The organism is Bacteroidota bacterium (assembly GCA_016715945.1).
Taxonomy (GTDB): domain Bacteria; phylum Bacteroidota; class Bacteroidia; order Bacteroidales; family F082; genus JALNZU01.
Window position 1 is genome coordinate 1,903,746 of sequence record JADJXJ010000001.1, and the last position, 18,804, is coordinate 1,922,549.

Genomic DNA, 18,804 nt, shown 5'->3' on the forward strand with positions numbered 1-18,804 from the left:
GTGTTGCAGGGGCAGATTTTTAGATTTCAGGCTTGCGGGTAATCACTGCAATGTTCTTCTTCCCATCCATGCGCACTGAGAGATAATCGGCAAAACGGACATGCCTGAAAAAACGGGTTTGCCTGATCAGGCGTTGCTTTTCGAGCACATCGTAACGTATGTAGGAAGCCGAACGCTCAGGTTGAACAGTGAAATAGCCCACATTCATCGAGGTTACGTTGTGGAAGAAGTGCGAGCCGGAGCTGGCATCGAGGGGAAAATCCTCGAGGCTGGTTTCGACAATCACTTTGGCCTGGCTGATTTGCGGCCAGGTCACCGGAATACCTATCCAGCGGTCGCGCGTACCCCAGCGGCCCGGCCCGATGAGGATGTAAGGCCTTCTTTCGCTCATCATCAGGCTGTTGAGCTGGTCAATCTCGCGAGCCATCTCTTCCGTATAGCGCTTGTCGAAAGCGGCCTTATCAACAAAAATCACATCCTGAATGTCGCGTATCATGCCATTGCCCATGCATTTCTCGCTGTAGAGCACCACATCCTCGCCATTGATTTCGGCGGTGTTGATGGTGTAATCGTCCGAGCTGCCCAGCAATGGCTTGATTTGCAACAGATAAAAAGAGCACCTGCCCTGCGCGTCGCGATCCAGGTCGAGCGCCCACTCAATTTCGACGGCCGAGCCAAGCGCCTCCTTGACCACATCGAGCACAATTTCGATGGTTTGTGCCAAAGGGGTGTAATTGTACTTAAGGATATTGGCAAAGTTGATGATACGGGTGCCTGGCCTGCTGATTCCGGGATAGATGGAATTGTTGTCGGGATCGTACACCGATGCACAATGGCGCAATGAACCATGCTGTTCGGCCACACTCAGGTCGAGGCTCACCAAACCGGCCATATCACCTTCGAGCAGATTGGGCTCGGTGCATGCCAGATCAACAGCCAGGAAATAGGTTTGGGAGTTTTTAACCTGATCGCGGGGCGAACTGATTTCGAGCGTGGGATAGCGCGGCGAAAACCGGTAGGCCTTGTGTCCCTCGACCACATATTTTCCCAAACCCAGGGCAGCAATGGCAAAGCCTTCCTCGGGTTTCATGTGCGCAAAAGGATAATAGTTGTACGATTGCGCCACACCGCTCACATGCGGATAATAATACCTGCCGTATTGTTTTCCCACCAGTTCCTGTATCACCACGGCCATTTTTTCCTGTTCAATTTTGTAATTGATGGCATGCACATACCCCCTGGCGGTGTTGGAATATACCGAAGCAAACACCAGTTTGATGGCCGTGGCCAGTTGTTCGAGCCGCATTTCGATGTCGGGATGGCTATTGGGCAGCACATAGGTTTCGAAAATGCCGGCAAAAGGTTGGGCCAGGCTGTCTTCGAACAGGCCGGACGAGCGCACAGCCAGCGGTTTGTTGATCACCTTGAGCAAGGTGCGCAGGCGGCGCATCAGGGTCGGGGTGAGCTTGCCCGCCTGAAAAGCCAGCTTGATTTTCTCGTAATCTGTTTCGTTCAACACCAGTTCGTGGAGTTTGTTGCGCTCGAGAAACAGGCTGAACTCTTCGGTGCCTATAAGTGAAGTTTTTGGCGTACGGATCAGGATATCAGGCACATGCTGACTGAAATCGTAATTGCTGATCAGGGTGCTGATAAACGCCAGACCGCGACCCTTGCCCCCAAGGCTTCCTTCGGCCAGCGAAACAATGTTTTTTTCGTTGGCAATGGCATCCTCATCAAAAGGCACCACCTTGCCGCTGTCCTGTTCGTTGCGAAACTGCTGTATCATCAGCAGCAGGTCCTGGCGCAGCTCATCCGGGCTGTTGTAGTCTGAAACCTTCTTTGGATGGAGGATTTTGGCCACCCTGATTTCGCCACGCGCCATAAGCCAGAGCGAGAAATGGTTGCGCTGCGCATGGTAAATCAGCGATTCGTCGGGGATGGTACGCAGTTTGGCTTCAAACTCGCGAAGCGACCGCGCCTGTGTGATCTGGTTTCCATACTGGTCGCGGTAGATAAAGTTGCCAAAACCCAGAAAATGTGTGATAAAACTCTGAAAATCCTGCGAGAGGCTATCGCTGTTTTTGTCGATGAAAGTGGCCCTGTATTGGTAGGCAATGGTAGCGTTTTCCTGTTCGGACGACTGGATGATGACCGGCAGATCCGGAAGGAGACGTTTTGCAAACTGCACAAGTGCTTCACCGGCATGGTCATCCGTTTGCCCTCCCCGCTCGAAGCGGATATCGGTGATCAGGCAGAGCAGATAGTCGCGATACTTTTCGATGATGCGGCAGGCCTCCTCATAATTGCCGGCCAGCAGTATTTTTGGACGTGCCCGCATACGAAGCACCTTGTACAACTCGTCGGTGCTGACGTCGTCGATAATCCTGCGGGTCTGCTCCATCAGTGTTTTATAGAGCAGGGGCAGATAACGTGAATAATACATTGGAGAATCTTCCACCAGCAGAATCACCCGCACCATGCCCACACGGGTATCGTTGACCACATTCACCCGGTCTTCGACCATCTTTATCATGCTGAAGAACACGCTTGAGTCGCCGTTCCAGGTAAACAGGCGATCGATGGAGGGCACCTCGCGCATCACCCTGCTGAACCAGGCCACATCGGCATTGCTGTTGAGCAGAAAGAAGATGGGAAGGTTCGGAAACTGCTTTTTGATTTTGCGGCTCAGCTCCACCGGGGTTTTCTTGTCCACACTGACCATGAAAATCACCAGATCGAAAAATTTCGAGTGAAGCATCTCGAAGGCTTCATCTTCGGTGGTCACGCCTGTGATCCGGGGTACGGCAGTGAGGTTGAGCTGATGGTAGTGCCCGAGCACATGCTCCGAGAAACGTCCTTCGCGCTCGATGCTGAACGCGTCATAAAGATTGGAGATAAGCAGTATTTCCTTGACCTTGAAGGTCATCAGGTCGTGGTAAATGTCGCGGTCGGCGTTGTTTTTGTTCAGAAATCGCTGAAGCAGTTTGCGGCTCTGCACCGGAGCCCGGGGTTCGGCCCGTTCGGTGGTCAAAGGCTCCTGCCCCACACGCCGTTCAATGATTTGCAAACCACGATAGGTGTTGAGGTAGCCACTGATCATATTGGCCAGGTTGATGATCAGGTCGCGTTCCTCGGGAAGGAATGGGCCTTCGCCAGCTTCGGGAAACTCTTTGCTGTAGGAAACTTCGATGAAACCCTGCACCCCGTCGAAGGTGCTGAAATCCTGTCGCTGCCGCCAGGGGCTAAGCTCGAAACGGGGCGAGAGATAATACTTGTCGTCGAACATGATGCGCGCCCCGGTGTATTCGGGGTATTGCCAACCATCGGGGAGAATCATGGCAATGTACTGCAGCGTTTCGTCGGGACTGCGGTTCTCGCGGATAATATGCGAAGTGCGGTTGAGGATGGCCAGCTCTTTTAACCGCTCCAGATTTTGCGCACGCAGCAGTTCGTACCTGTCGATGATGTTGGGTTCCTTTGCCATGGCTGCCGTGTTGGATGCTCAAAGTTAAAGCATTGGCACATCCCTTGCCACATCACAGGGCCGAATAATTGATACTTACCACACAAGATGTTTCGGACAGAAAATCCAGAATACCTAAATTAGCTCCGGCAAAAAAGTTATGGACCTTATCCGTCTGGCCATCATCGACGAGCAGCCTATTGTGAGTAAAGGCATTGCAGCAATGCTGGCGGATGTTGCTGAAATACAGATCGTATTGCAGTCGCCACACATTGAACAGGCCTTACAGCAGCTTGGCTCGCAGCCCGCAAACATCATCCTGTGGGTGCTCTATCGTCCCGACCCTGACTACGTGCGCCAGGTGAGACAAGTTTGCGAGCGGTTTGTAAAATCGCCACTGCTGCTGCTTTCGTTGTTTCCGATAGGCAATTTCATATTTAACCTGATCCGGGCCGGTGCCCGGGGCCACCTCACCGGCGACACCAACCGCGAAGAGCTCATCGAAGCTATCTTTACACTTCGACATGGCTACGACTTTGTTTCGAAAACCATCAGCAATATGGTGCTCATGGAGTACCTCAACGAAAAAGATGACCTGATCAACGACCATAACCTCTCTGCCCGCGAGCTCGAAGTGCTCAAACTTTTCGCCCAGAGCATGACCAACAGCGAGATAGCCGATAAGCTGTTCATCAGCATCCGCACTGTGGAAACCCATAAAAACAACATCATGCGTAAGCTCAACCTGCGCACCTCGGTGGATATGGTCAAGTTTGCCCTGCGCAACAACCTTACCGCGCTTTGAAAAAGTTTTTTCGGGCAGGGCGCTAAGTGTTTTACTGAATCTTAGGCCCCGGCTCATTGCTTTTAACCGGGTGTCATCGGGCCAAACCTTCCTGCAGCCTAAGTTTGATGTCATAAACCAAAACCCAAAAAATACTGTTATGACAAGCCTGCAGGAAAAAAAACTGAACGAATTCATGGCCAAGGTGATCGCCCGCAATCCCGGGGAGATAGAGTTTCACCAGGCCGTGCACGAGGTGGTAGCCTCCCTGATTCCTTACATTGAGGAACACCCGATTTACAGTGAAAACAAGATTCTGGAGCGCATGGTCGAACCGGAACGTGTGATCATGTTTCGTGTGCCATGGGTTGACGACCGGGGTGAGGTGCAGGTAAACCGCGGTTACCGCATCGAGATGAACAGCGCCATAGGGCCATACAAAGGCGGTCTGCGTTTCCACCCCACAGTAAACCTGGGCATCCTCAAGTTTCTTGCATTTGAACAGGTGTATAAGAATTCGCTCACAACCCTTCCCATGGGTGGGGGCAAAGGCGGCTCCGACTTCGACCCCAAGGGTAAATCGGATAACGAAGTGATGCGCTTCTGCCAAAGCTTTATGACCGAGCTTGCACGCCATATCGGACCCGACACCGACGTGCCGGCAGGTGATATTGGGGTCGGCGGTCGCGAAATTGGTTACCTGTTCGGGCAATACAAACGCCTGCGCAACGAGTTTACCGGCGTGCTCACCGGCAAAGGCCTCGAATGGGGTGGCTCGCTCATTCGTCCGGAAGCCACCGGATACGGCGCCACCTATTTTGCCGAAGAAATGCTCAAAACCCGTGGCGACAGCCTGAAAGGCAAGGTGGTAACCATTTCAGGATCGGGCAATGTGGCTCAATACGCCACAGAAAAGGTAACCCAGATGGGCGGAAAGGTGGTCACCCTGAGCGACTCCAACGGGTTCATCCACGATCCGGATGGCATTGATGCCGAAAAGCTGGCTTTTGTGATGTATCTGAAGAATGTGAAACGTGGCCGCATTGCGGAATATGTGGATAAATATCCCGGAGCAAGCTATCATGCCGGCCAGCGTCCGTGGGGCGTGCCCTGCCAGGTGGCCATGCCATGTGCCACACAAAACGAAGTGAACGAAGACGACGCCCGCATGCTCATCAAAAACGGCTGCTACGTGGTGTCGGAAGGCGCCAACATGCCATCCACACCCGAGGCTGTGGACGTATTCCTCCATGCAAAAATCCTTTACGGTCCCGGCAAGGCTGCCAATGCAGGCGGTGTAGCTACTTCGGGCCTCGAAATGAGCCAGAACTCACTGCGCCTCTCCTGGTCGCGCGAAGAAGTTGATTCGCGTTTGCACCAAATCATGATCAACATCCACAAAACCTGCGAAAAGTATGGCAAACAGGACGACGGCTTCATCAATTACGTGAACGGTGCCAACATAGGTGGCTTCGTCAAAGTAGCCGACGCCATGCTCGCCCAGGGATTGGTCTGATGACAGTTTTAACGCATTGATATTCTGACAATAAAATCCGGCCGGGAAATCGCTTTTCCCGGCCGGATTGTTATGTTGAGTCCAAAAGTAGGCATTGATTACTTGCCCAATACTGTAGCTTGCTGCTTTTTCAGTTGTCTTTTTCTGTCGTATTGTAATCTGCTGTGGAATCGTTGCTCATCATTGGAATATTGCTGTACAGGATTTCATACCTGGCTTCGATGTTCTTTTTAAAACTTTCAGGCAATCGTGCCCAATCAAACAATTCTACCAGTATGGGTATGTTGCTCTCCTGAATTTTCTGTTTAAGTTGAAAAAAAATATTTGAGGGCAATTTGTCAAGATCATGGGTTCTGATCACCAAATCCAGATCGCTGCCTTCGTGAGCTGAGCCATCAACGCGACTACCATAAGCCCATACCTCCATATTTACGGGCGCCTCCTGAAAAATTGCGATCAACCGTTCTTTGTCTTTAGCTCTCAGAATCATGGGATTGTCGTTTAATCAACGCGACCAGTAATTGAGCATCTTCAATAAACCCGGGCAGCAGCATCAGTGTTTCTTCGGCGAACTTAACACCATAATCGTGTGCGGTGGTGTTTCTGTTGTCCCGGTATTCGAAAAAACGTTCAGCAAGCTCAGGCGTTATGATGCCTCGCAGTACTGCGTGCCTGAAAACATCTTTAAAATGCAAGCGGTCAACGGCTTTGTCTGAATGGAAATATGGTTTCAGACATTTTCGAAGCAATTTTCCGGATTGCTCCAATATGATTTCAAATTCCTTCACACAGGCTGAGCGATACATTTCATAGTCTATTTCTTTCTGGTCCGCAGTTTGCAGCAGCGAGTAGGCTTTTTTTAGTGTGCTTATGCTTCGCTCCAGGAAGGCGGTATCTAACTGACTCATATATTGTGATTTCTCTTTTTTTGGGTGTTTTTAAAGGCGACAAATAAAACTAACTGTGTGCAAAAAGTCTTTTGGAAGCTTGGCCTTTTTGGTTTTTTAAGGAAAATAAGCTCAGCATGCGTAAAGTTAGTGAATAATTATTTTCAGGGAGCCCGTTTTCAAACAAAAATTGCGGCGTCGCGGCTGTTGATTATTATAGAATCGCAATCAGTGTTTTGAGAACCCCGTCTATTTTGCATTTATGGGAAGTGCGAAAGAGCCGGAAACACAACAGTAACCAAGCCTGAAGGTATAAGCTTTCAAAAAAAGATCGGTTGCACACAGACCGCTATGGAGTCAGAAAGTGATCCTTTACACACATAGGTCACTTTTTATCAAACAAATAATTTGTCACGACTCGAACAAACTTTCGCTGCATGCCCGGCCAAGGCTATGGCCACATTTAAGGCGCACAAAGCAAACTCGTTGCCGGAGCACGCCAAAATCAGATCATATTCTCCGGCGCCAGGATTTTATCGAGCATTTCTTTCGAAAGCAGTCCCTTTTCGAGCACCAGTTCATAGACGCTCCGGTTGGTTTCGAGGGCTTCTTTGGCTATCTGGGTAGAAGCGTCGTAGCCGATGTAGGGGTTGAGTGCCGTGACCAGACCAATGGAGTTGTGCACCATTTCGCGGCAGCGTCCGGCATTGGCTGTAATGCCTGTGATGCAACGTTCGCGGAGCACTTTCATGCCATTGCGCAGCATCTCCATCGACTCGAACAGGCTTTGCACAATCACCGGCTCCATCACATTGAGTTCGAGCTGACCGGCCTCGGCTGCCAGTGCGACAGTCAGGTCGTTGCCAATTACCTTAAACGCAATCTGGTTGACCACCTCTGGTATCACAGGATTTACCTTGCCGGGCATGATGGTCGAGCCGGGCTGCATGGGGGGCAGGTTGATTTCGTTGATGCCGGCGCGCGGACCTGAAGACAGCAGGCGCAGATCGTTCGACATTTTCGACAGCTTGACGGCCAGGCGTTTGAGGGCAGCCGAATAGGTCACAAAATCGCCGGTGTCCTGGGTGGCCTCGATCAGGTTGCGGGCCAGGCGGATGTCGAGGCCGGTGATAACACGCAGGTAAGGGATCACCTTATCGCGATACTTGGGGTCGGCATTGATGCCTGTGCCTATGGCCGTTCCGCCCATGTTTACCTCAAGAAACAAAGCTGCAGCCTTGTTCAGGTTGTGCACTTCTTCCTCAAGGGTGACAGCAAAGGCCGAAAAAGTCTGCCCCAGTGTCATGGGCACAGCGTCCTGAAGCTGGGTGCGGCCCATTTTGATGATACCGGCAAATTCGCGTGCCTTCTGGTGGAGCGATTTGATGAGCTCCTGCAACACATTGATCAAACGGTCATTAGCTTTGATGAGGGCAATCTTTATTGCAGTCGGGTAGGCGTCGTTGGTACTCTGCGACAGGTTGACATGGTTGTTGGGATGGCAGTGCTCATACTGACCTTTTTCGTAGCCCATTATCTCCAAAGCCCGGTTGGCGATCACCTCGTTGGCGTTCATATTGGTGCTGGTGCCTGCCCCACCCTGAATCATGTCCACCACAAAAAAGGTGTGCCAGCGGTTGTCGAGGATTTCCTGACAGGCCTGTATGATGGCATTGGCAAGTTCCGTCGGCAACAGACCCAGTTCGTGGTTTGCGCGTGCCGCCGCCATCTTGACCATGGCTAGGGCATTGACAAAATCGGGATAAAAGTTCAGGCTGACGCCAGAGATGTTAAAGTTTTCGAGCGCCCTGAGGGTCTGAATGCCGTAGTAGTATTCATATGGCACATCGCGGTAGCCCAGCAGGTCGTGTTCCTGGCGGGTTTTGCCACTCTCGTACTGGCTCGTGGCATTCATCAGGCGGGCATTGGCATAGCGCATGCGGCGCGAAACCACCTTGGTAATGTTGCTCAGGATGACCAGCGCTATTGAACCCGAAGCCCGAAACAATTCCCTGTCGAGGACAAGCACCAGGCTCTTTTCGACCGCACGCGCCGAGGTGCTGTGGGGCGCATCGTCCATGAGTGAGCCTTCGCCCAGAAAGTCGTAGCGCGAAAAATACGTGATGCGCTGCTCTTCACCGTATGCCGTGGTCTTGAACAGCTCCACCTTGCCCTCGGCTATGATGAAAATCTCGCGCCGGGGCGCATTCTCCGAAAACAACAGCTCGCCCTGGTCGTATTCGCGCTGACTGGCTTCCTCCGCAATCACCCTGAGCTCCTCCCTGCTCAGCCCCCTGAACAACTCTATCTGGCTGAGAAAATGCAACTTATCATCGAATGTCATCCTTTGGCTGTACATAATCTTTGTATTGTTAATTTTTTCACAAAAGTAAGGTTTTGGTTTAATTCCTGCTATATCGTCGGGTTGATATTGATTGACTGAAGTGCCTATTTTTTCCGGTGATTGAGCCCACTGAGGTCAAGCTGTGAAAAAATTATCAGTAGTTTTGCCCCTCCAAAACCCCACAAAATTTTTCAGCTGCAATGAAACACGTCCCCATGGTTGACCTGGCCGGTCAGTATCAGAAAATCAAGGCAGAAGTCGATGCTGCATTTCAGGAGATTTTAACTACCACAGCCTTTATCAACGGCCCTGCCGTGAAACAGTTTCAGGTCAATCTGGAGCATTATCTTGGCGTAAAACACGTTGTTCCTTGCGCCAATGGCACCGACGCCCTGCAGGTGGCCATGATGGCCCTCGACCTGCAACCTGGCGACGAAGTGATTACGACCACCTTTACCTTCATTGCCACAGCCGAAGTGATTGCCCTGCTGCGGCTCACCCCGGTGCTTGTAGATGTGGACCCTGACACTTTCAACATTGATCCCGATGCCATTGAGCGCGCCATCACCCCGAAAACAAAAGCCATCGTGCCCGTACATCTTTTTGGCCAGTGCGCCGATATGGATAAAATCATGGACATTGCCAAAAGGCACAATCTTTATGTAATTGAAGACAATGCACAGGCCATTGGCGCAGCATACACCCACAGCGACGGTCGTGTAAGCAAAGCCGGGACAATCGGTCACATTGGCTGCACCTCTTTTTTCCCATCCAAAAACCTTGGGTGCTATGGCGACGGCGGCGCCATCTTCACCAACGATGACGCTTTGGCCGAAAAACTCAGAATGATTGTGAATCACGGCATGAAAGTGCGTTATTATCACGACATGGTGGGCGTCAACTCGCGCCTCGACAGCCTGCAGGCCGCAGTGCTCGACATCAAGCTCAAACATCTGGACGCCTACGCCTCAGCACGCCAATATGCCGCCAACTACTACAACCGCGCTTTTGCCGGCATCGAAAAACTTAAGACTCCGGTTACTGCGCCATTCACCACCCACGTCTTTCATCAATACACCCTGGTTACGCACTGCGTGAACCGCGAAAAACTGATGGCACATCTTGCCGATAAGGGCATTGCCAGCGCCATCTATTACCCCGTGCCGCTGCACATGCAAAAAGCCTACAACGACCCAAGGTACAAAAGAGGCGATTTCCCCATTGCCGAGCGGCTGAGCAAAACCGTGATATCGCTGCCCATGCATACCGAGTTCGACGACGAAACCCTACAGTATGTGTGCGATGCAGTCATCGAATTTGTTCAGAAAGACTGACAGGTGCCATAGAACAAATACTTAAAAAGCCACTCCAGCCAAGGTGGCTTTTTGATTGCATGATGCATTGCATTTTTCGCTAACTTGCCGCATCATTTTGCAATCTTTCCAACCAAACACCTGCAACCCTATGACAGACAAAAAGGAATATTTCGCTCACGAAACAGCTGTGATCGATGAAGGAGCCATCATCGGAAAAGGCACCAAAATCTGGCATTTCTCGCACATCATGACAGGTTGCGAGATAGGCGAGAACTGCAACATCGGACAAAATGTGGTAGTTTCGCCCGGGGTAAGGCTCGGCAGAAATGTCAAGGTTCAGAACAACGTAAGTATCTATACCGGTGTGATTTGCGAGGACGATGTGTTTCTCGGGCCTTCGATGGTTTTCACCAACGTGGTGAATCCGCGGAGCAATGTCAACCGACGTGGCCAGTACACCCAGACCATCGTGCGGCGTGGGGCATCCATCGGAGCCAATGCCACCATTGTGTGTGGTCACGACATTGGCGAATTTGCCTTTATTGGCGCAGGGGCGGTTGTCACAAAAGAAGTGCTGCCTTACGCGCTGGTAGTAGGTAATCCCGCCAGACAGGTTGGCTGGATGAGCGAGTTTGGCCACCGGCTGCATTTCGACGAAAACGGAATGGCATCCTGCCCCGAAAGCGGAGAAACTTACAAACTCGAAAACGGAAGAGTGAAAAAACTTTGAGGCAAACTTTGCCACAAAAATCGCATCAGCGTTTTGCAAAGTGCAGGTGTGGTTCATACCTTTGAAATCAAATTAAACTGATATGAGAATTCTAGTAACCGGCGGCACAGGCTACATTGGCTCACACACCGTGGTGGAATTGCAAAACAAAGGCTTTGAAGTACTCATTGCCGACAACCTGAGCAATTCGCAAGCCTGGGTGGTCGATGCCATCGGGCAGATCACAGGCAAAAAACCCCAGTTTGAGCTCATCGACCTGAGCGACAGGGAGCTTACTGCAGACTTGTTTGCCCGATACAGCGACATCAAAGGCGTCATTCACTTTGCAGCATACAAGGCGGTGGGCGAATCGGTGGAAAAACCCCTGATGTATTACCGCAACAACCTGGTGTCGCTGATGAACATACTGGAAAGCATGGCAGCCATTGGCGCGCCAAACCTGGTTTTTTCGTCGAGCTGCACAGTTTACGGGCAACCCGATGTGTTGCCGGTTTCGGAACAGGCGCCGATTAAAAAGGCCGAATCGCCTTATGGCAATACCAAGCAGATATCGGAAGAAATCATTCAGGACACTTTGCGGTCGAACAACCAGCTCAGAGCCATTGCGTTGCGCTATTTCAACCCCATCGGGGCACACGATTCGGCCCTTATCGGCGAATTGCCGCTGGGCGTACCCAACAACCTGGTGCCATTCATCACCCAGACAGCCATAGGCATCCGGCAGCAGCTCAGTGTGTTTGGCGATGACTACAACACCCCCGACGGCACAGCCATACGCGATTACATCCACGTGGTTGACCTGGCACAAGCCCATGTGGTGGCTGTGCAGCGCATGCTTGAGGGCCGCATGAAACAGGCTTTCGAAGTGTTCAACCTGGGCACCGGCACAGGGTATTCTGTGCTCGACGTCATCAAATCGTTCGAACGGGTTTCGGGCCTCAGACTAAACTACAAGATTGTGGGCCGCAGGCCAGGCGATGTGGAAAAAGTGTGGGCCGACCCCAGCTGGTCGAATCAAGAACTTGGCTGGAAAGCCAAACGGACCCTGGACGAAATGACCGCCTCGGCATGGAAATGGGAGCAAGCCTACAGGGAAAGGACAAAAAACAATCAAGCATAATCCAAACTTATCAGCGGCATGAAAAAAATACTCATCACCGGAGGAGCCGGATTTATTGGTTCGCATGTGGTCAGGCTTTTTGTAACAAAATACCCTGATTACCAGATTTATAACCTGGATAAGCTGACATATGCAGGCAACCTGGCCAACCTGAAAGACATCGAACATCTGCCCAATTATCATTTTCTGAAAGCCGACATCGTGGATGGTGAGCTGATGCAAAAACTTTTTGCACTGCATCAGTTCGACGGGGTGATTCACCTTGCCGCAGAGTCGCATGTGGACCGTTCGATTGCCAATCCGCTGGAGTTTGTTATGACCAATGTGGTGGGCACGGTGAACCTGCTCAATGCCGCCAGATACCATTGGAAGGACAATTACGAGGGCAAACGGTTTTATCACGTCTCGACCGATGAGGTGTATGGCTCACTGGGCGAAACAGGCTATTTTACAGAAGAAACGCCCTACGACCCCCACAGTCCTTACTCGGCTTCAAAGGCCTCGAGCGATCATTTCGTGCGTGCCTACCACGATACCTACAACCTGCCGGTAGTTATCTCGAACTGCTCGAACAACTACGGGCCAAATCAGTTCCCCGAAAAACTTATCCCGCTATTTATCAACAACATACGTCACAACAAGCCCTTACCTGTGTATGGCAAAGGCGAAAACGTGCGCGACTGGTTGTATGTGGTGGACCATGCCCGTGCCATCGACCTCATCTTCCACAAGGGCAAAGATGGCGAGACCTACAACATAGGCGGGCACAACGAATGGAAAAACATTGACCTGATCAAGGTGATTTGCCGCATTATGGATGAAAAGCTCGGTCGTGCACCCGGCACTTCTGAACAACTGATCACATACGTGAAAGACCGCGCAGGCCACGATCTTCGTTACGCCATTGATGCCGGAAAGCTGCAACGTGAACTCGGCTGGACGCCCTCGCTGCAGTTTGAAGAAGGCATCCGGCTCACCATCGAGTGGTACCTCAGTAACCAGGAATGGCTCGATGAGGTCACCTCAGGCCACTACCTCAAATATTACGAAGAACAATACGAAAAGAGATAATTAAACCTCTTTCCGGGCACTAAAAAGTCTGTTCCGCTTTGGGCTTTGTTGCATGATGCTTACCTTTGCAGCTTTTGCGGAGATTCGATATTGTTTATGGAGAATATTTTGCTGAGTGTTGTCATTCCCGCCTACAACGAGGAGCGCACCATAGCCGATGTGATTGGCAGAGTTTACAAAAGCCTGGAATCGAACAACATCGCTGGCGAGATCATCGTGGTTGATGATGCTTCCAAAGATGGCACCATCCGGAAGGTTGAAGAATATATGGCAAACCATCCCGCACAGCCGGTTCGCCTGATCAGCTCGAAACCCAACCGGGGAAAAGGTTTTGCTATCCGACAGGGTATTCAGGATGCCAAAGGCGATTACTTGCTGGTTCAGGATGCCGACTATGAATATGACCCGCGCGACTACCCCAAATTGCTCGGCCCCGTGCGCGACGGCATGGCCGACGTGGTGTATGGTTCCCGTTTCATGGGGGGCGACCCGCATCGCATCCTCTTCTTCTGGCACAGCATCGGCAACAAGTTTCTCACCTTTGTGTCGAACATGTTTACCAATCTGAACCTGACCGACATGGAGTCGGGTTATAAGCTGTTCAGACGCGAAATCATTCAATCTATCCGGCTGAAGGAAAACCGTTTTGGCTTCGAACCCGAAGTAACGGCCAAGATCGCACGCATCCCGGGCATAAGGATTTACGAAGTCGGTATCTCATACTACGGACGCACCTATGCCGAGGGCAAAAAGATCAACTGGAAAGACGGCGTCAGGGCAATCATTTGTGTACTGAAATACAACCTCTTCGACCGCAACCATTTCACCCGGCCAATCAGGCTTTGAGCCCCAAAATCAAGGCTATCCGGCTTTTTGAATGCTGACGGAAACTATTCGATCCAGCCTTCGGGAACCAGCAGCTCCACCTTGAACTCATCCACCAGAACCAGGCCGCTTCCGGGCAGCCACAGCGTAGCCCTGAACCGATCGGTGGGCTTGCGCACCTCCGGGGTGAGGTAATAAAAGTCCACCTCATTCCATTCGCCAGGCACAAAAAGCTCAGGGTCAGGCATTTTACTGCCATAGGCATAAGCATAACCGTTGTGCATAAAGGTGGCGGTGAGATAAAAAGGCTGTTCGGCCGGTGAAAATTCTGCATAAACGCGCGCCGAAACCCTGATGATGCCAAACTCATGCAACGACAGGCGATGCCAGTCGGTTTCGTAAAGCGGCGAAAAAGGCTGATCAGGACTCAGAGCAAACACCCCACCATTTAAGCCTGGGGGCATTCCGGTATTGCTCAGGGGCTGATCGTCGAAGGTGTAGTGTGCCAGCGTGCAAATCCGGAATTTGCGTCCGCTTTGCATCAGATGCTCCGGAGTTTTGGTGCGATCGACCAGCCAGAGTTGCTCCAGCTTTGCCGGGGGTGCGGTTTTCAGCCAGACCGCCTTGTAAGCTTCTTTGGTCATCCGCGCACTATGAATCATTCCCTGCAGAAACTGCCAGCTCTGAAACTGGTTGAGCGCGACCAGCATGACCAGAACGAATGCAAATGGCAGCCGCACCAGCAAGCTTTTGCGCAATGCTGCCTGAAGCAAAAAGCCCAGTGGTACCGACAGAAAAACGTAGGATGGTATGACCGCACGCTGGCTGAAACTGTCGGCATACCACCAGCACGACCAGCTGGCGATCACATAAAAGGAAACCACAAAAAACACAAACAGGCTGAAAAACAGCTCGCGCTTCTGGCGCCACAAACTGACAAAGCCGAGGATTGCAAGCGCCATAAGGGGGGTGTAGAGTAACCAGCCTTTACGAAAACTGAAAAGTACCTCAAGGATATAAGGCTGCAGAAATTCCATGCCTTCACCGGCATTGCCGCCATAGCTGTTGTAGAGAAACTTCCCCGTAAACAACCTGAAGTAAATCAGTTGCATGCTTCCGATGGCAATGACAAGCATTGCAGCTGCCAGCAGCTGTTTCCAGTTTTTGATTAAGAGTTGCCATTTTGCCATCATTGATGCTTTGTCGTGAATTCCCCAAAGCACGGGTACCATGGCAACCAGAATTTCCGTGGGTCGGCTCAGAGCGGCCAGTCCCACAACCAGACCAAGCAGAATGGCCACAGACATGGACGGTTTTTCGTGCCAGCGCATGCTGAGCCAAAGCACCGCCGCAAAAAGGAAAAAAAGGTAGTTGTGCGACATAAGTCCCTGGCCGTGCCATACTGTGTGAATCATGAAGTTTGTTCCAAACGGGATGAGCACCAGCAACATAGCAACCACACCGGGCGAAAACAAGCGGAGCATGGCCTTACGGAAAAGCACCAGACCGGCAAGGGTGTAAACAAAGCTGCCGTAAAGCAGGCTGGCCTGGTAAGGAAACGAGAATCCATCAGCCTCATATGCACTCAAATGCGCCCAAAGATGACCGATAAAAAACCACGGACTGTAAAGCACGGCCATCCCCATAGGATATTTCATCACCCAGCGGCCGTCGGGCATGGGCATGGCCTGATAAAAGCTGGAGGTATTCTGATATTTTGCGATAATCCCCTCGACCACCGAAAAGTTTTCCAGGCCCAGGTCGCGGTAGATGAAGGTGAACGGCAGGTAGAGGTAATAGCCAAAGATGTCCCACGAAAGCAGCACAGCCGGAAAGTGCGATAGAAGCATGGCTGCCAGCAATGCCACCACGGCAGCAAGGGTGTAAAAGGATATGTCTCTGGTGGCAAAGTAGTTACGTATTGTCTTCAGGTGCATCCTAGTTCTTTGTTTTATTATGTTGCAACACCCAGAAAGCATCGAGCCGTATCATTTCTTCTTCGCTGATGCGCCGGTCGGCGGCTTTTTGCCTGACGTTGGCCATCCACTCTTCGCTGGCGCGGATTGCAGCAACAATCTCGTCGAGCTTGGCCAGGTCGCTTGCCGAAAGACTATCGTATTGCTGGATGGCTTCGTGGAGCTGCTCGACGAAACCAAAGCCAAAGCGATACATATTCGCATCGGTGAGCAGGATGACGATAAAATCATTTTCGAGCACACGAAGCAGCATATCCACATTCCGGCGTTCGATGGGCGAACCTCCGTCGCCGGGAAAGATTTGTTCGTTGTAGTACCAGAAAGCATGCTCACCGAAGGCTTCGGTGGCATATCCGCTGCCAAACCACTGCCAATAGTAGCTGTCGGCCACAACCATCACGTTGGGCGCCTTGCCAATCTTTTTCAGCTGAAGCTCGGGATATGGCATTGCAAAATCGTCGGGTTCGCATATGATGTTCAGGCCTTCCCAGAGGTCGCGGTCGGGCGAGCGCAGCTTGTGTGTAACCTCTATCCGCGAAACCCTGAAATCGAGCCACTTACGCCCCGACACCTGTGCCATGGTATTGATCAGGCTGTCGAAAGCAAGCGTCATTCCGTAATAGCTCCAGTGGATGCCGCATTTCGGGAAGAGCGCCAGTTTGGCGGTGTCGCGCATGGCTGCGAACCAGGGATTGCCATGGATAACGGGCACCCCCCGGGCCGAGAGCGCCTTTGCATACTCAAAATCGTTGCGCTTTCCAACGGCTGCGGAGGCAAAACGGTCGGGTACGTGCTCGGGAAAGAAAGAGGCCTTGCCGGGTGCAAGCAACACCACCAGATGCTTGTTGTGCCTGCCCAGCCATTCCGAAATCTGCGACAGCTGTGTGGCATGCTTTTCAACCTGCTCATCGCCCACATAGTCCAGCCCATATAAGGCCCTGATGTAATTGGTCTCGTACAGAAAACCGTTTTTCCCCCGAACTACGGCATTGGCGGTAACAGTATCGAACAGACTGTATCTCAACTGGTTGTATATCCTGATCAGATCAGGCCGGAAGCCCACATGATGCTCTAACCAGGTATTGAGGCTGTCCTGATAGGTGCCGTTGAGAAAGTTGCTGACCGAAAAAGATGGTTTTACAGGATTTTCAAAATAGCCTTTCAGGCCCCGGACTTTCGGAAAGCCCGTTAACTGTTGCAGGACAGGCAGCACCAGCAGGATGAGCAACAAAACAGCTATGACCTTCCTAATCGCCCTCATGCATCAAAACCTGAAGTAGATAAACGGATTGAACCCGGAGGAGGTGATGGCGCCCAGGCTGATAATGAGCAGGACGACCGAGGCAAGCGCCATGAACACCAGCGTAGAGAGCTTGTGTGCTTTGGCGTAAACTGTTTGCTGCCATTTTTCTATGCCGGGCAGGTATGCCAGAAAAGCAAATATGCCGGCAAAGATCATGGTCATCCATACCTCGCGGCTCACCGGAAGGTGGTTGCTCCCGCCGAAGCCAAACATGCCGTGGAGGTAGGCCGATATTTGCGCCATGCTCTCGGCCCTGAAAAGCACCCAGCCGATCAGTGTGATAAAAAAGGTGATGACGAGGCTTGGGAGCTGGCCCAGTCGCTCATAGAACCTAAGCAGGAAAAGGCGGTCGAGAATGAGGAAAAATCCATGAAAAGCGCCCCACAACACAAAATTCCAGGCGGCTCCGTGCCACAGACCGGAGATGAGGAACACCAGCCACAGGTTGAAATACATGCGCCGCGGGCTAACCTTGTTGCCTCCCAGCGGGATATAGAGGTAGTCGCGCATCCACCGGCCGAGCGTTATGTGCCAGCGCCTCCAGAATTCCGAAATGCTGCGCGAGATGTAGGGGTTGTTGAAGTTTTCCGGAAAATCGAAACCGATCATGCGTCCCAGCCCGATGGCCATATCCGAGTAACCGGCAAAGTCGTAATAAATCTGGAATGCATAGGCCAGGATACCGGCCCAGAGCGTGAGGGTGTCGAGCTGGGCTACCTCAGCTCCGAAAACACTGTCGGCATAGGCTCCAAGAGGATTGGCAATGAGCACCTTACGGGCCAGACCAATGGTAAAACGGAAAAAACCAGTGATGCGATTGTCGGCCGTTTCGTTCCACCGCCGGTCGCGAAGCTGGTCGGCCACTTCGTTAAACCGCACAATTGGTCCGGCAATAAGTTGCGGAAACATCAGGATGTACAATGCCAGGTCGGCAACGCTTTTGAGTGGCGGATGCATGCCCCTGTACACATCAATGGTGTAGGTCATCTTCTGGAAAGTGAAAAAAGAGATGCCAATGGGCAACGCCACTTTCGTCCATTGCACCGGACCACTGCCAAAAGCCGACAACAGGGCATCCACATTCTCGATGAAGAAGTTGGCATACTTGAAGTAGGCCAGCAAACCAACATTCATCACAATGCTGACTGCTGCAAACATCCTTTTGCGCCGCCTTGTGTCGGAAGCATGCATTGCTTTGACCAGATAAAAATCGGCGATGATGCTCAGGATGACAATGAAGATAAAATCGGGCGCACCCCAGGCATAGAAAAACAGGCTGGCAGTGAGGGCCACATAATTTCGAAAACGGTGCGGCGAAAGATAGTAAAGCAACAAAAAGGCAGGGAGAAAATAAAGAATAAACAGGCTGCTGCTGAATACCATGTGTGCCGCATTAAGATGTGAACGGGCAAAATTATGGTTTTGCGCCCATTGCACACGCAAAAAAATGTAAGGCAATTGCGGTACAG

14 protein-coding genes are annotated in these 18,804 nt (G+C 51.6%); 7 read left to right on the forward strand and 7 right to left on the reverse strand.

Translation table 11 applies throughout. The features are described 5' to 3' along the window. Positions 1-19: 19 nt before the first annotated feature. Positions 20-3,100: a pyruvate, phosphate dikinase gene (locus IPM52_07325; GenBank protein MBK9291421.1), complete on the reverse strand. Its 3,081-nt coding sequence runs from the start codon at positions 3,098-3,100 to the stop codon at positions 20-22. 523 nt (positions 3,101-3,623) lie between these two features. Here IPM52_07325 and IPM52_07330 point away from each other — a divergent pair. Next, positions 3,624-4,268: a response regulator transcription factor gene (locus IPM52_07330; protein MBK9291422.1), complete on the forward strand. Its 645-nt coding sequence runs from the start codon at positions 3,624-3,626 to the stop codon at positions 4,266-4,268. A 139-nt stretch (positions 4,269-4,407) separates the two neighbouring features. Continuing rightward, positions 4,408-5,763 carry an NADP-specific glutamate dehydrogenase gene (gene gdhA / locus IPM52_07335; protein ID MBK9291423.1) on the forward strand — a complete coding sequence of 452 codons (1,356 nt, stop codon included), beginning with the start codon at positions 4,408-4,410 and terminating at the stop codon, positions 5,761-5,763. A gap of 130 nt (positions 5,764-5,893) precedes the next feature. Here gdhA and IPM52_07340 read toward each other — a convergent pair whose 3' ends face one another. The 3 genes from IPM52_07340 to aspA all read right to left on the reverse strand — a co-directional run bounded on the left by IPM52_07340 (position 5,894) and on the right by aspA (position 8,994). Next, positions 5,894-6,253 carry a nucleotidyltransferase domain-containing protein gene (locus tag IPM52_07340; protein MBK9291424.1) on the reverse strand — a complete coding sequence of 120 codons (360 nt, stop codon included), beginning with the start codon at positions 6,251-6,253 and terminating at the stop codon, positions 5,894-5,896. Continuing rightward, positions 6,237-6,671 carry a nucleotidyltransferase substrate binding protein gene (locus IPM52_07345; GenBank protein ID MBK9291425.1) on the reverse strand — a complete coding sequence of 145 codons (435 nt, stop codon included), beginning with the start codon at positions 6,669-6,671 and terminating at the stop codon, positions 6,237-6,239. The genes IPM52_07340 and IPM52_07345 overlap by 17 nt, the downstream gene beginning before the upstream one ends. Before the next feature lie 484 nt (positions 6,672-7,155). Further along, complete coding sequence (gene aspA, locus IPM52_07350) at positions 7,156-8,994, reverse strand: aspartate ammonia-lyase (protein ID MBK9291426.1); 1,839 nt, start codon at positions 8,992-8,994, stop codon at positions 7,156-7,158. Positions 8,995-9,194: 200 nt separating this feature from the next. On the opposite strand from aspA, the gene IPM52_07355 reads away from it, so the two are divergent. From IPM52_07355 to IPM52_07375, 5 genes are all read left to right on the forward strand, one after another. Beyond that, positions 9,195-10,328, forward strand: a complete 1,134-nt coding sequence (locus tag IPM52_07355; GenBank protein ID MBK9291427.1) for a DegT/DnrJ/EryC1/StrS family aminotransferase — start codon at positions 9,195-9,197, stop codon at positions 10,326-10,328. A 130-nt stretch (positions 10,329-10,458) separates the two neighbouring features. Beyond that, complete coding sequence (locus tag IPM52_07360; GenBank protein MBK9291428.1) at positions 10,459-11,040, forward strand: N-acetyltransferase; 582 nt, start codon at positions 10,459-10,461, stop codon at positions 11,038-11,040. Positions 11,041-11,122: 82 nt separating this feature from the next. Further along, positions 11,123-12,160 carry a UDP-glucose 4-epimerase GalE gene (gene galE / locus IPM52_07365; protein ID MBK9291429.1) on the forward strand — a complete coding sequence of 346 codons (1,038 nt, stop codon included), beginning with the start codon at positions 11,123-11,125 and terminating at the stop codon, positions 12,158-12,160. Between the two features lie 18 nt (positions 12,161-12,178). Beyond that, positions 12,179-13,231 carry a dTDP-glucose 4,6-dehydratase gene (gene rfbB / locus IPM52_07370; protein MBK9291430.1) on the forward strand — a complete coding sequence of 351 codons (1,053 nt, stop codon included), beginning with the start codon at positions 12,179-12,181 and terminating at the stop codon, positions 13,229-13,231. Positions 13,232-13,327: 96 nt separating this feature from the next. After that, positions 13,328-14,077, forward strand: coding sequence for a glycosyltransferase family 2 protein (locus IPM52_07375; GenBank protein ID MBK9291431.1), 750 nt, complete (start codon positions 13,328-13,330; stop codon positions 14,075-14,077). Positions 14,078-14,121: 44 nt separating this feature from the next. Here the strand turns inward: IPM52_07375 and IPM52_07380 are convergent, their stop codons facing one another. Genes IPM52_07380 through IPM52_07390 form a run of 3 tightly spaced genes read right to left on the reverse strand, consistent with a single transcriptional unit; the run spans position 14,122 to position 18,718 of the window. After that, positions 14,122-15,993: a hypothetical protein gene (locus tag IPM52_07380; GenBank protein MBK9291432.1), complete on the reverse strand. Its 1,872-nt coding sequence runs from the start codon at positions 15,991-15,993 to the stop codon at positions 14,122-14,124. A gap of 1 nt (position 15,994) precedes the next feature. After that, positions 15,995-17,293, reverse strand: coding sequence for a hypothetical protein (locus tag IPM52_07385; protein MBK9291433.1), 1,299 nt, complete (start codon positions 17,291-17,293; stop codon positions 15,995-15,997). A gap of 3 nt (positions 17,294-17,296) precedes the next feature. Then, positions 17,297-18,718: an MBOAT family protein gene (locus tag IPM52_07390; GenBank protein MBK9291434.1), complete on the reverse strand. Its 1,422-nt coding sequence runs from the start codon at positions 18,716-18,718 to the stop codon at positions 17,297-17,299. Positions 18,719-18,804 lie beyond the last annotated feature (86 nt).

Bases quoted from the DNA above. Each gene is read 5' to 3' on its own strand.
- IPM52_07325 (MBK9291421.1), bottom strand. From the start codon at position 3,100: ATGATCAGTGGCTACCTCAACACCTATCGTGGTTTGCAAATCATTGAA.
- IPM52_07330 (MBK9291422.1), top strand. From the start codon at position 3,624: ATGGACCTTATCCGTCTGGCCATCATCGACGAGCAGCCTATTGTGAGT.
- gdhA (MBK9291423.1), top strand. From the start codon at position 4,408: ATGACAAGCCTGCAGGAAAAAAAACTGAACGAATTCATGGCCAAGGTG.
- IPM52_07340 (MBK9291424.1), bottom strand. From the start codon at position 6,253: ATGATTCTGAGAGCTAAAGACAAAGAACGGTTGATCGCAATTTTTCAG.
- IPM52_07345 (MBK9291425.1), bottom strand. From the start codon at position 6,671: ATGAGTCAGTTAGATACCGCCTTCCTGGAGCGAAGCATAAGCACACTA.
- aspA (MBK9291426.1), bottom strand. From the start codon at position 8,994: ATGACATTCGATGATAAGTTGCATTTTCTCAGCCAGATAGAGTTGTTC.
- IPM52_07355 (MBK9291427.1), top strand. From the start codon at position 9,195: ATGAAACACGTCCCCATGGTTGACCTGGCCGGTCAGTATCAGAAAATC.
- IPM52_07360 (MBK9291428.1), top strand. From the start codon at position 10,459: ATGACAGACAAAAAGGAATATTTCGCTCACGAAACAGCTGTGATCGAT.
- galE (MBK9291429.1), top strand. From the start codon at position 11,123: ATGAGAATTCTAGTAACCGGCGGCACAGGCTACATTGGCTCACACACC.
- rfbB (MBK9291430.1), top strand. From the start codon at position 12,179: ATGAAAAAAATACTCATCACCGGAGGAGCCGGATTTATTGGTTCGCAT.
- IPM52_07375 (MBK9291431.1), top strand. From the start codon at position 13,328: ATGGAGAATATTTTGCTGAGTGTTGTCATTCCCGCCTACAACGAGGAG.
- IPM52_07380 (MBK9291432.1), bottom strand. From the start codon at position 15,993: ATGCACCTGAAGACAATACGTAACTACTTTGCCACCAGAGACATATCC.
- IPM52_07385 (MBK9291433.1), bottom strand. From the start codon at position 17,293: ATGAGGGCGATTAGGAAGGTCATAGCTGTTTTGTTGCTCATCCTGCTG.
- IPM52_07390 (MBK9291434.1), bottom strand. From the start codon at position 18,718: ATGGTATTCAGCAGCAGCCTGTTTATTCTTTATTTTCTCCCTGCCTTT.